Consider the following 12,737-nt stretch of genomic DNA (forward strand, 5'->3'; position numbering starts at 1 on the left):
GTACTCCGCCGGGGCGGCGTTGTCGGGGACGTGCGCGCTCACACGGGCGCGCCGACGGGTCGCTGGCATGCGGCGACGCGCCCGAGCAGCTCGCCCGCCAGGTCCTGCACCGCGCCCGTGCCGGCGGCCGCACCGGTCGCGATCGCGCTCCAGACGGCCCACATCGGCCCTGGCATGTTCGGCTGCTGCGCGATGTCACCCGCCGCGTAGATGCCAGCGGCGCTCGTGCGGCCGAAGGGATCGACGATCACGCCGCCCATCTCCGACACCTCGAGGCCCAGCTGATCCGCGTGCGGCGCGGCCGGTGCCGACTCCAGGCGCACGAGTGCGCCGCCGAAGCGCGCGAGGGATCCGTGCCCGGGCCGCCCGTGCGCGGCGGCGCCGTCGTCGATGACGATGTCGACGCCGTCCGCGCGACGGTGGAAGCCGTGCACGGGATCCGAGATGATCTCGACACCGAGGAGCTCGAGTCGCTCGGCGACGCCGTCGTCGAGCTCCGTGCCGTTCGGGAACGCGGTGAGCGACGAGGCGATGGGGGACATGAGCGCCGACATGTGCTCGAGGAACGGCGCCGGGCCGATGAGCGCGACGGGCTTCCCGGCGTATTCGTGGCCGTGGCAGAACGGGCAGTGCGCGACGGCCGCGCCGAAGACGGATCCGATCTCGGGGATGTCGGGGAGCGTGTCGCGCATGCCCGTCGCGAGGATCACTCGCCCCGCGACGAACTCCCCGGCGTCGGTCGTGAGGCGGAAGCGCCCGAGTTCGCCGTCGACGCGATCGACCGCGGCGTCGACGACGCGGACGGTGTCGTACCGGTCGAGGTCGGCGCGCGCTGCGGCGCGGAGGTCGGCGGGGGACTGACCGTCGTGAGCGATGAGGTTGTGCATCGCGTCGGCGGGGTCGTTGCGGTAGGAGCCGGAGTCGAGCACGATCGCGGTGCGGTGCATGCGTCCGATGGTGAGGGCGGCCTGCAGCCCGGCGGGCCCGGCTCCGATGATGGCGACGTCGGTGGTCTCGTTCATGATTCGAGCGTGCAGGGAATCACGCGAAACGGCCAGCGAAGTTTGCCATAATGGCAAGCATGGCGATCGACGACGACGGTGTGGCGGCGGCGCTGGGGCGCCGCCTGCGGACGATCCGGACGCAGCGGGGCCTGACGCTCGCGGAGCTCCAACGCGACACGGGCATCTCCATGAGCACTCTGTCGCGCCTCGAGGGCGGTGGGCGGCGCGCGACGGTGGAGCTGCTCCTGCCGCTCGCGCGCGCATACGGTGTCACGCTCGATGAGCTCGTCGGAGCCCCGGAGACGGGGGACCCGCGGGTGCACATCAAGCCGATCGTCCGCGGCGGGATCACCTATATCCCCCTCACGCGGCGCGCGGGCGCGTTGCAGGCGTTCAAGGTGATCTATCCCGGTGAGCGCACGGACCACGGTGGGCCCGATGCGGTCCTCGCGCGGCACGACGGCTACGAGTGGATGTACGTCCTCAGCGGGAGGCTGCGCCTGCGGCTCGGCGAGCAGACGATCCTGATGGGCCCCGGGGAAGCCGCCGAGTTCGACACCCACGTGCCGCACTCGATGGGGTCGGCGGACGGCCGCTCGGTCGAGGTGCTGTCCCTGTTCGGCGCGCAGGGCGAGCGGGCGCACCTGCGCGCCTCGTCCGCCTGATCGCGGTCAGCTCCAGGTGCTCGGAGCGGGCCGGCGGGTGCTGGGCAGCGCGGCCGCAGCGGCCCAGTCGTGGATCCAGGGATCGACGTCCGGGAGCTCGCCCTCGATGCCCATCGCGGCGAACAGCTCGTCGTTCGCGACGGATCCGCCGCCGCGGCGGAGGATGCGGGCGCGGACGACGGCGCGGGCGTAGACCTCGCCGTCTACGGTCGCGCGGTGCTCGAGGTAGAGGGCCTTCTCGTCCTGGCCGATCCACCTGGTCTCGACGTCGAAGCGCTGCCACAGCTCGAGCGACCTGCGGAACGTGATCGTCTCGCTCGAGACGACCGCGTACCAGCGATTGCGGCGGAAGGCGTCGGCGAGCCCCGTGCGGGTCGTCATGTCCCACCGGCCGAGGTCGAAGAGCGACAGGTACCGGCCGTTGTTCATGTGCCGCAGCAGGTCGATGTCGGTCGGCAGCGTCGTGAGCCGCACGCGGCTGACCGCGTCGAGGGGGAGGGATCCCTCGCGGCTGCGGATCCGCCGTGCGCGCAGCATGACGAGGAGGGTGCGCCAGAGAACGTTCACGAGGGGCGATGCTATCCGCGCCGCGCGCGCCGTGGGAATGCCTTGTCGGGAGGAGACAAGGGCTCAGCCGACGCGCAATGGAAACGCTTTCATCATATGCGTTGCGAGAATCATGAATGAGGTCGGTGAGAGCGCGGCCTGCGGCGTGCCGGATCCGCGTGATTGTGGGAGATCTCTGCGATTCTCGCGCGACCCGGCCGTGCCTCCACGCACGATGAAACAGTGGAAACGCTTGCATTCTGCGGGGAGGCGTTGTTACCGTGACGGCACTCACCCGAGGGCCCCGGCCCACCCGCCTCCTGGAGGAGACGTGACGACGATGTCATCTGCACTTCGCGAGCCCGCGCGCCGCGACGGATCCCCGAACAGATCGCGCCCGATCCGAGGCGCGCTCGCCGCCCTCGCCGCGGCCGCGGTGGTGGCCGCACCCGCGCTCAGCGTGCCGCAGGCGGCTGCCGCCGACCGCTCCTTCGTGGTCTCCGGCAGCCTGCAGGACGAGCTGGGATGCGGATCCGACTGGCAGCCGGACTGCGCCGCGACCGCGCTCGAGCCGACCGGCGAGGCGAACCTCTACGCCGCCGAGTTCGAGGTGCCGGAGGGCTCGTACGAGTACAAGATCGCCGTGGACGGCGGATGGGACGAGGCCTACGGGCTGGACGGCGGCGACGAGAACATCCCCCTCACGATCGCCGGTCCCGCGCAGCTGAGGTTCGTGTTCGACGACGAGACGCACCGCGCGGCAGTCGAGGTGCGCGGTCTCCCGGAGGGCCTGGCCGACGGCGACGAGGCCCTCGTCGCGGACCCCGTTCGACAGGCGGGATCCGATGAGACGTTCTACTTCGTCATGACCGATCGCTTCGCCAACGGCGACGCCGGCAACGACACCGCAGGAATCGAAGGCGACCGCCTCGCTCACGGCTTCGACCCCGCGGACAAGGGCTTCTATCACGGCGGCGACATCGCGGGCCTGCGGGAGCGTCTCGACTACATCGAGGGGCTCGGCTCGTCGGCGATCTGGCTGACGCCGAGCTTCGCGAACCAGCCCGTCCAGGGGGCGGGGGACGACGCGAGCGCCGGATACCACGGCTACTGGGTCACCGACTTCACGCGCATCGACCCGCACCTGGGCACGAACGACGAGCTGCGGGCGCTCATCGACGACGCCCACGCGCGCGGCATCAAGGTCTACTTCGACATCATCACGAACCACACGGCCGATGTGATCGACTACGCCGAGGGCGAGTACGGCTACATCGACCAGCAGACGGCGCCGTACACGGATGCCGCGGGTGGCGCCTTCGACCCCGCCGACTACGCCGGCACGGACACCTTCCCCGAACTCGACGCCGCGACCTCGTTCCCCTATACGCCCGTCGTCCGCGACGCCGCCGCCAAGACTCCCGACTGGCTCAACGACCCGACGCTCTACCACAACCGCGGCGACAGCACCTGGGCGGGAGAGTCGGTCACCTACGGCGACTTCGTCGGGCTCGACGACCTCATGACCGAGCACCCGACCGTCGTGAACGGCTTCGTCGACGTCTACCAGGACTGGGTCGACCTCGGCATCGACGGCTTCCGCATCGACACCGTCAAGCACGTGAACATCGAGTTCTGGGAGCAGTGGACGTCCGAGGTCGCCGACTACGCGCAGGCACAGGGCAGAGACGACTTCTTCATGTTCGGCGAGGTGTACGACGCCGATCCGACGAAGCTCTCGCCGTATGTGCGCGACACGGACATGAGCTCCGTGCTCGACTTCGCCTTCCAGAGCTCGGCCGTCGGATACGCGGGCGGCAACTCGGCGCGCGTGCTGTCGACGCTGTTCGCGGGCGACGACCGCTACACGACGCCGACGACGTCGGCCTCGGCGCTGCCGACCTTCCTCGGGAACCACGACATGGGGCGCGTCGGCTCGTTCCTGCAGAACGCCGAGCACACCCTCGAACGCGACGAGCTCGCCCACGAGCTGATGTTCCTCACACGCGGTCAGCCCGTCGTCTACTACGGCGACGAGCAGGGCTTCGCGGGGCCCGGCGGTGACAAAGATGCGCGCCACGACATGTTCACGACCGAGGTCGCCGAATACGCGGACCAGCCGCTCGTCACGGGCGAGAACGCGGGATCGCTCGACCGCTACGACCAGGACGCGCCGCTGTATCAGCACATCGCCGCGCTCTCCGAGCTGCGCGACGCGCACCCGGCGCTCGACGCGGGCGCCCAGACCGAGCTGTACGCCGAGGACGGTGCGGGCGTGTACGCGTTCTCGCGCGTCGACCGCGACGAGAAGGTCGAATACCTCGTCGCCGTCAACAACAGCGACGCGGAGCAGTCCGCTGAGTTCCGCTCTCTGACCGCAGACGCCTCGTACGCGACGCTGTACGGCGGCGGCGACGCGCTCACGAGCGGATCCGACGGATCCGTCTCCGTCACGGTCCCCGCGCTCAGCGCCATCGTGCACCGCGCCGACGCTCCCGTCTCGAACGCGCAGCTCGAGCTGTCGATCGCCGCGCCCACACCGGGCGCCGCGCTCGAGGGCCTCGCGCCCGTCGAGGCCGACCTCGGCACGATGGGCTGGGCCGAGACGAGCTTCTCGTGGCGCGTCGTCGGCTCCGAGGAATGGACCCCGCTCGGCGTCGCCGAGGACGGCACGCCGCGCGTCTTCCACGACGTGCGCGCGCTGCCCGCCGGCACGCTCGTCGAGTACCGCGCGGTCGCGACGGCGGCCGACGGATCCCTCGACGCCGCCTCGACGTACGCGTCGGTCGGCCACGCCGCGAACCTCGACGAGGCGCCCGGCGGCGACGGCGGAGGCGAGATCGGCACGGTCACGCTGCCCGGCAGCCACAACACCGAGATGGGCTGCGTGAGCGACTGGGATCCCGCCTGCGAGGCGGCAGCGCTCGCGCAGCGCGCCGACGGCATCTACGAGGGCGCCTTCGACCTGCCCGCGGGCGACTACGAGTACAAGGCCGCGATCGACGGCACCTGGGCCGTCAACTACGGCGCGAACGGCGAGCAGGACGGGCCGAACCTCACCTACGCGCACGACGGCGGATCCGTGACCTTCTACTTCGATCCGCGCAGCCACGTCACGCAGTCGAGCCTCGACGGACCGATCGTCACGATCCCCGGCAGCTTCCAGCAGGCGCTGGGCTGCGAGGGCGACTGGGATCCCGCATGCCTCGCCTCGATCATGCACGACGGCGACCGCGACGGGGTGTACGAGCTCACGACGGATGCGATCCCCGGCGGCAGCTATGAGGGGAAGGTCGCGCACGGCATGAGCTGGGACGAGAACTACGGCGTGGGCGGTGCCCCGGGCGGCGACAACTACGCCTTCTCGGTCGCTGACGGCGAGCCGGTCTCGTTCCGCTACACACTCGAGACCCACACGCTCGAGATCGCCGCCGACGGCCCCGCCGTCGTCGGGGTCGGGGAGCTGCGCGCGCACTGGATCGACGAGACGACCCTCGCCTGGCCCGCGGGATTCGGAGCCGACGCCGACGGGGCGCGCTGGGAGCTCGTCTCGAGCGCCGACGCGACGATCGTGCTCGAGGACGGGGCCGTCACGGGAGGGGAGACGATCGGCCTCTCCGTCGTCGACGGCGGGCTCACCGACGCCCAGCGCACGCGGTTCCCGACGCTTGCCGACGCGACGGCGCTGCGCATCGATGCCGGCGATCGCGATGCCGCGGCCGATCTCCTGCGCGGCCAGCTCGCGGTCGCCCAGCACGACGCGGACGGCGCGCTCACCGCCTTCACGGGGGTGCAGCTGCCGGGCGTGATCGACGACCTGTACGCCGAGGAGGCGGCAGGGGAGGAGCTCGGCGCCGTGTTCCGCGGCAGGAAGGCGACGTTCCGCCTCTGGGCGCCGACCGCTCAGCAGGTCACGCTCCTCACGTGGGGCGAGGGCGACGCGGATCCGCGACGTCTCGACGCCGAGCGCGATGACGACTCCGGCTCTTGGACGGTGAAGCGCCCGAAGGGCGTGGAATCGGGGGACGAGTACCTCTGGGAGGTGCGCGTCTACGCACCCGAGACGGGGAGGATCGAGACGAATCTCGTGACGGATCCGTATTCCGCGGCGCTGACGACGAACTCGCAGCGTTCGGTCGCGATCGACATGCATGACAAGGACCTGCGGCCGAAGCAGTGGCGGAAGGCGGAGGCGCCGGACGTCGAGCGGTCGGTCGACCGCGCGATCTACGAGCTGCATATCCGCGACTTCTCGATCACGGACGAGTCCGTCCCCGAGGGCGCGCGGGGCACCTATCTCGCGTTCGCCGCCGACAGCGACGGCACGCGCCAGCTGCGCGAGCTCGCCGACGCCGGCATCACGAGCGTGCACCTCCTGCCCTCGTTCGACATCGCGACCATCGAGGAGGACCCGGCGGCGCAGGCGCGGACCGACTGCGACCTCGCGTCGATGGCGCCCGATTCCGATGAGCAGCAGGCCTGCATCGCCGCGATCGCCGCCGATGACGGATTCAACTGGGGATACGATCCGTTCCACTTCTTCGCTCCCGAGGGCTCGTATGCGACCGAACCGGAGGGCGGATCCCGTGTGGCGGAGTTCCGCGCGATGGTCGGAGCCCTGCACGAGGCGGGCCTCGAGGTCATCCTCGACCAGGTCTACAACCACACCGCGGCGTCCGGCCAGGCCGAGCGCAGCGTGCTCGACCGGGTCGTGCCGGGCTATTACCACCGCCTCGACGAGACCGGCGCGGTCGAAACCTCCACCTGCTGCGAGAACGTCGCCACGGAGCACGCCCTCGCGGGCAAGCTCATGGTCGACGCCGTCGTCTGGTGGGCGCGCGAGTACCTCGTCGACGGATTCCGCTTCGACCTCATGGGGCACCATTCGAAGGAGAACATGCTCGACGTCCGCGCCGCGCTCGACGAGCTGACGCTCGACGAGGACGACGTCGACGGATCCGGGATCCTCCTCTACGGGGAGGGGTGGAACTTCGGTGAGGTCGCCGATGGCGCGCTCTTCGAGCAGGCGACGCAGGGGCAGCTCGGCGGCACGGGGATCGCGACGTTCAACGATCGGCTGCGCGACGCCGTGCACGGCGGCAGCCCTGTCGACTCGTCGTCGACCCGCGTGCAGGGATTCGGGACGGGCCTCGGCACCGACCCCAACGGGGACCCGTCGAACGGGACGGAGGAGGAGGCGCTCGCCGACCTCGCCCACCAGACCGACCTCGTGCGACTCGGCCTCGTCGGGAACCTGCGCGACTACTCCTTCGTCGCCTCGGATGGCGAGGTCACGCGCGGCGAGGACCTCGACTACCGCGGCTCTCCCGCCGGCTACGCCGACGAGCCCGATGAGGTGATCAACTACGTCGACGCGCATGACAACGAGACGCTGTACGACCTCGGCGTGCTCAAGATGCCGGTGGGGACGAGCATGGACGACCGCGTGCGGATGAACGCGCTCGCCCAGGCGACCGTCACCCTGTCGCAGGGCGTGCCCTTCTGGCACGCGGGCACCGAGCTGCTGCGCTCGAAGTCGCTCGACCGCAACAGCTACGATTCAGGCGACTGGTTCAACCGGATCGACTGGACGGGCCAGGAGTCGACATTCGGCTCCGGCCTGCCGCCGAAGGCGGACAACGGCGAGAAGTGGGACCTCATGGCACCCCTGCTGGCCGACGAGACGCTGAAGCCCGACGCCGACGCGATGGCCGATGCGGAGCGGGCGGCGCTCGACCTGCTGCGGATCCGCGAGGAGGTGCCGCTGCTGCGACTCGGCAGAGCCGAGCTCATCGCCGAGAAGGTCTCGTTCCCGAACAGCGGGCCGGATCAGGCGCCCGGCGTCATCGCGATGCACATCGACGACCTCGCCGGCGAGCCGGCGGATCCCGCGCACGACGGCGCGCTCGTCGTGTTCAACGCGTCCCCCGAGCCGGTGACGATCACGATCGACGGGCTCGCGGGTCGCGACCACCGCCTGTCGACGGCGCAGCAGGAGGGAGCCGACGCGGTCGTCCGCGAGACGTCGTACGACGCGGAGTCGGGCTCGGTCACGATCCCGGCCCGCACGGTCGCGGTCCTCGTAGAGGACGCGGCGGGCTGAGCGGCCCCGATCCCTTCATTTCTGGCACGTCCCTGCACGGATTCCCGCGCGGAGATGTGCCAGAAATGAAGGGTTGGGGGCGCCGGGCGGGCCGGTCAGCGGGTCGCGATCACATCGCGCGCGAAGCGGTCGATGTTGTCGCGGAACGTCGCGATCCGCGCCTGCCGGGCGGCCTCGACGTCGAATCCGACATACGCCGTGCGCGGCTTCTGGCGCACATTGCGGTTGCACTCGAACTGCGCGCACACGTAGGTGCCGACGGTGTCGCCGCGGCGGCCCGCCGCGCCGGCGCGCTTCGTGCTGAACATGACGACGTCGTTCGGCAGGTGCACGTCGGCGCACCAGACGCACTGCGTGCGCGAGCGCGGTGTCTGCTCGGCCTGCCGCATGAGCAGGCCGACCGGCTCGTCGTCGACCATCGCGACCATGTAGCCGACGAGCGGCTGCTTCGGGTCGCGCCAGCCGAGGAAGTCGATGGACTCCCAATGGACGGCGTCGAGGTCAGGGAGGGGAAGGGTCTTGCGTTCGCGGACGGAGACGTTCGCGAACGACGCCCGGATGCGGGCGGCGTCGATGACGCGCATGATGAGGTGAGCTTTCTGTTCAGGAGGATGCGTGAGGGCGCGGCTCGGTGAGAGCACGCGAAGGGGAGAGCCGGGTCAGGCTCTCGTCGCCGCCGACGCTGAGCGCGTCGACGACCTCCTCACTCCCCGAAGGGTCGCTCGCTGGAACATGCGGCCGATGCTACACGCCGGATCGGGGAGCAGACTGATCGCGCCGCGGTCGCAGCGCGACGGCGGCGACGGCGCCGCCGATCGCGCCGAACAGATGCGCCTGCCACGAGATGCCGCTCGCCGCGCCGAAGATCCCCGTGAACATCGCGCCGCCGTAGACGACGGCCGCCGCGATCGCGACCGCCGCGTAGAGGATCCCGTGGCCGAGCGACCGCGCGACGAAGGCGCGCACGAGCAGGTAGCCGAAGTACCCGAAGACGAGTCCCGAGGCGCCGACCGTGACGGTGCCGGGGACGTTCACGACCCACGTGCCGAGGCCGCCGACGACGGCGGCGATCGCGGTGACGGCCCAGAAGCGGCGCACACCGTCGAATGCGACGAGGATCCCGAGGACGGCGAACGGCGCGGAGTTCGCGATGAGGTGCGGCCACCCCGAGTGCAGCAGCGGCGATGCGATCACGCCGTCGAGGCCGCTGAACTGCCAGGAGACGATGCCCAGCGCGCGGTTCCAGCTGCCCGGGATGATCGTGTCGGCCGCGCGCACCGCCCACATGATCGCGAGGAGGATCACGGGCTGCACGGCGCGTTCGAGGATCCGTTCGCGGGGCCGGGCCGCTGGCGACGAGGTCATGGTGTCCAGTCTCGCGCATGCGCGCAGGAGCCGCGGCGTCCGGATCCGGACGCCGCGGCTGCTGCGCATCCGTCAGTCGCGTTCGACGAGGTGGTCGGCGTACGCCTTCATCGTGAGGAACGGCGCGAACGTGCTCGACAGCGCCACATCGCGGAACACCGCCGCGGCCTCGTCGAAGCGGTCGCCGGGAGTGCGCTCGACCGAGCCGAGCACATCGTCGACGAGGCCGGCCACGAAGTCGTGGGTGATCGCCGTGCCCTCCTCGGTCGTGCGATCCTGACGGATCCACTGCCAGATCTGCGAACGGGAGATCTCGGCGGTCGCCGCGTCCTCCATCAGTCCACCTATCGCCACGGCGCCCTGCCCGCGCAGCCACGCCTCGATGTAGCGGATCGCGACGTCCACATTGCCGCGCACACCCGCGTCGGTGATGCCGCGGCCGATCGTCAGGTCGAGCAGGTGGCGCTCGCGCACGTCGACGTCGTCGCGCTGGCGGTCGAGCTGATTCGGCCGGTCGCCGAGCACGGCGTCGAACTCGGCCCGCGCCACGGGGATGAGATCGGGGTGCGCCACCCATGTGCCGTCGAAGCCGTCGCCGGCCTCGCGCTTCTTGTCGGACGCGACCTTCGCGAGGGCGTTCGCGTTGACCTCCGCGTCGCGCCGCGACGGGATGAACGCGCTCATGCCGCCGATGGCATACGCGCCCCGCTTGTGACACGTCTGCACGAGCAGCTCGGTGTAGGCCCGCATGAACCCGACGGTCATCGTCACCTCGTTGCGGTCGGGCAGCACGAACCGCGACCCGCGTCCGCGGTAGGTCTTGATGATCGAGAAGATGTAGTCCCAGCGCCCCGCGTTGAGCCCGGCGCAGTGATCGCGCAGCTCGTAGAGGATCTCCTCCATCTGGAAGGCGGCGGGCAGCGTCTCGATGAGGACCGTCGCGCGGATCGTGCCGTGCGGCAGGGCGAGGTACTGCTCGGTGAACGTGAACACCTGATCCCACAGGCGCGCCTCCTCGGCCTGCTCGATCTTCGGCAGGTAGAAGTACGGGCCGCGGCCGCGGGCGATGAGCTCGTGCGCGTTGTGGAAGGCAAACAGTCCGAAGTCGACGAGGGATCCGGACGCCGCCATCGTACGGCCGTGCGCGTCGGTGAAGTGCAGGTGGTGCTCTTCGAGGTGCCAGCCGCGCGGTCGCATCACGATCGTCGGCGTCTCGTCGTTCGTCACCGTGTAGTGCTTGCCGTTGTCCGCGGTGAACTCGAGCTGGCCGCGGATCGCGTCGAAGAGCGACAGCTGCCCGCCGATGACGTTGCCCCACGTGGGGCTCGTCGCGTCCTCCTGGTCGGCGAGCCAGACCTTCGCGCCCGAGTTGAGCGCGTTGATCGTCATCCGCGGATCCGTCGGGCCGGTGATCTCGACGCGGCGGTCCTCGAGTCCGGGGCCCGCGCCCGCGACGCGCCAGTCGTCGCGCTCGCGGATCCGCTTCGTGTCCTCGCGGAACCTCGGGTCGCGCCCGTTGCCGATCTCGTAGCCGTGACGCAGGCGGGCCGCGAGGCGGTCGTACCGCGGCCCGGCGAACAGCTCATGCAGCTGCGCGATGAACGCGAGCGCGTCGGGGGTGAGGATCTGCTCGTACCGCTCGCGCATCGGGCCCGTGACGTCGATGGCGGGGAAGGTGCGCTCGCGCACGCGATCCTCGGGGCGGGTCGTGGTGGTGTCGATGAGGGTCATGATGTCGTCTCCTCTGGGTCGAGATTCAGAACTGTTGTGCTTCGGTGGACCCGGCGAGCGCGAGCGTGGACGCGTCGGGATTGAGGGCCTGCGACACGTGGTCGAAGTAGCCGGTGCCGACCTCGCGCTGGTGCTTGGTGGCGGTGTAGCCGTCGGCCTCGGCGGCGAACTCGGCGTTCTGCAGTTCGACGTACGCGGTCATCGCCGACGAGGCGTAGCCGCGGGCGAGCTGGAACATCGAGTGGTTGAGCGCGTGGAACCCGGCGAGGGTGATGAACTGGAACCGGTAGCCGAGCTCGGCCAGCTCCTCCTGGAAGCTCGCGATCTGGCGGTCGTCGAGGGCGGCCGACCAGTTGAAGCTCGGCGAGCAGTTGTAGGCGAGCATCTTGCCGGGGTGCTCCGCGTGCACGGCGTTCGCGAACTCGCGGGCGAGCTCGATGTCGGGCGTGCCCGTCTCGACCCACAGCAGGTCGGCGTACGGCGCGTAGGCGAGGCCGCGGGAGACGACGGGCTCGATGCCGTTGTTCACGCGGTAGAACCCCTCGCTCGAGCGCTGGCCGGTGACGAAGGCCCTGTCGCGCTCGTCGATGTCGCTCGTGAGCAGGTCGGCCGCGAGCGCGTCGGTGCGCGCGATCTGGATCGTCGGCACGCCCGCGACGTCGGCCGCGAGGCGCGCGGCGTTGAGGGTGCGGATGTGCTGGCTCGTCGGGACGAGCACCTTGCCGCCGAGGTGGCCGCATTTCTTCTCGCTCGCGAGCTGGTCCTCCCAGTGGATCCCCGCGGCGCCCGCCTGGATCATGCCGTGCGCGAGCTCGTACGCGTTGAGCGGGCCCCCGAAGCCGGCCTCCGCGTCCGCGACGATGGGGGCGAGCCAGTCGCGCGTGAGGGATCCCTCGGCCGATTCGAGCTGGTCCTGGCGAAGCAGCGCGTTGTTGATGCGCCGCACGACGGCCGGGACCGAGTTCGCGGGGTACAGCGACTGGTCGGGGTAGGTCTGCCCGGAGAGGTTGGCGTCGGCGGCAACCTGCCAGCCCGAGAGGTAGATGGCCTCGAGGCCCGCGCGCACCTGCTGCACGGCCTGGTTGCCCGTGAGGGCGCCGAGCGCGCGGACGTACTCGCCGGTCGTGAGCCGATCCCAGAGGCGCTCGGCGCCACGCCGCGCGAGCGTGGGCTCCTCGCGGACGCTCCCGCGGATCCGGACGACGTCCTCGGCCGTGTAGTCGCGGGCGACGCCCGTCCAGCGGGGGTTCGCGTCCCACTCGAGCTGGAGCTCCTCGGCGGTCTGCGTCTGCGTTCCAGGGCGGAGGGGTGTGGTGCTCATCG

The 12,737-nt window shown here is 70.7% G+C and carries 8 protein-coding genes; 2 read left to right on the forward strand and 6 right to left on the reverse strand.

What is annotated here, in order from left to right; all coding sequences use genetic code 11:
* Positions 1–38 precede the first annotated feature (38 nt).
* Entirely contained in the window at positions 39–1,022 is a 984-nt protein-coding gene (locus tag GB932_RS11500) for an NAD(P)/FAD-dependent oxidoreductase (RefSeq protein WP_156760840.1), read from the reverse strand.
* Between the two features lie 59 nt (positions 1,023–1,081).
* Between GB932_RS11500 and GB932_RS11505 the strand changes: the two genes are divergently transcribed.
* Entirely contained in the window at positions 1,082–1,669 is a 588-nt protein-coding gene (locus GB932_RS11505; protein ID WP_156760841.1) for a helix-turn-helix domain-containing protein, read from the forward strand.
* 6 nt (positions 1,670–1,675) lie between these two features.
* Here the strand turns inward: GB932_RS11505 and GB932_RS11510 are convergent, their stop codons facing one another.
* Entirely contained in the window at positions 1,676–2,236 is a 561-nt protein-coding gene (locus tag GB932_RS11510) for a thioesterase family protein (RefSeq protein WP_156760842.1), read from the reverse strand.
* 319 nt (positions 2,237–2,555) lie between these two features.
* On the opposite strand from GB932_RS11510, the gene pulA reads away from it, so the two are divergent.
* Complete coding sequence (gene pulA, locus GB932_RS11515) at positions 2,556–8,318, forward strand: pullulanase-type alpha-1,6-glucosidase (protein ID WP_156760843.1); 5,763 nt, start codon at positions 2,556–2,558, stop codon at positions 8,316–8,318.
* Between the two features lie 95 nt (positions 8,319–8,413).
* On the opposite strand, the gene GB932_RS11520 is transcribed toward pulA, so the two are convergent.
* From GB932_RS11520 to aceA, 4 genes are all read right to left on the reverse strand, one after another.
* A complete protein-coding gene (locus GB932_RS11520; RefSeq protein WP_156760844.1) occupies positions 8,414–8,902 on the reverse strand; it encodes an FBP domain-containing protein in 489 nt (162 codons plus the stop codon).
* A gap of 160 nt (positions 8,903–9,062) precedes the next feature.
* Positions 9,063–9,683 (reverse strand): rhomboid family intramembrane serine protease, encoded by a 621-nt coding sequence (locus GB932_RS11525; protein ID WP_156760845.1) that lies wholly within the window; start codon positions 9,681–9,683, stop codon positions 9,063–9,065.
* Positions 9,684–9,755: 72 nt separating this feature from the next.
* Positions 9,756–11,414 carry a malate synthase A gene (gene aceB / locus GB932_RS11530; protein ID WP_156760846.1) on the reverse strand — a complete coding sequence of 553 codons (1,659 nt, stop codon included), beginning with the start codon at positions 11,412–11,414 and terminating at the stop codon, positions 9,756–9,758.
* A 25-nt stretch (positions 11,415–11,439) separates the two neighbouring features.
* Complete coding sequence (gene aceA / locus GB932_RS11535; protein WP_156760847.1) at positions 11,440–12,735, reverse strand: isocitrate lyase; 1,296 nt, start codon at positions 12,733–12,735, stop codon at positions 11,440–11,442.
* Positions 12,736–12,737 lie beyond the last annotated feature (2 nt).

This window comes from Microbacterium karelineae (assembly GCF_009745985.1).
In the GTDB taxonomy this organism is placed as follows: Bacteria; Actinomycetota; Actinomycetes; order Actinomycetales; family Microbacteriaceae; genus Microbacterium; species Microbacterium karelineae.

What these genes read in the sequence shown, in the direction of transcription:
- GB932_RS11500 (WP_156760840.1), bottom strand. Translation starts at nt 1,022, where the DNA reads ATGAACGAGACCACCGACGTCGCCATCATCGGAGCCGGGCCCGCCGGG.
- GB932_RS11505 (WP_156760841.1), top strand. Translation starts at nt 1,082, where the DNA reads ATGGCGATCGACGACGACGGTGTGGCGGCGGCGCTGGGGCGCCGCCTG.
- pulA (WP_156760843.1), top strand. Translation starts at nt 2,556, where the DNA reads ATGTCATCTGCACTTCGCGAGCCCGCGCGCCGCGACGGATCCCCGAAC.
- GB932_RS11520 (WP_156760844.1), bottom strand. Translation starts at nt 8,902, where the DNA reads ATGCGCGTCATCGACGCCGCCCGCATCCGGGCGTCGTTCGCGAACGTC.
- GB932_RS11525 (WP_156760845.1), bottom strand. Translation starts at nt 9,683, where the DNA reads ATGACCTCGTCGCCAGCGGCCCGGCCCCGCGAACGGATCCTCGAACGC.
- aceB (WP_156760846.1), bottom strand. Translation starts at nt 11,414, where the DNA reads ATGACCCTCATCGACACCACCACGACCCGCCCCGAGGATCGCGTGCGC.
- aceA (WP_156760847.1), bottom strand. Translation starts at nt 12,735, where the DNA reads ATGAGCACCACACCCCTCCGCCCTGGAACGCAGACGCAGACCGCCGAG.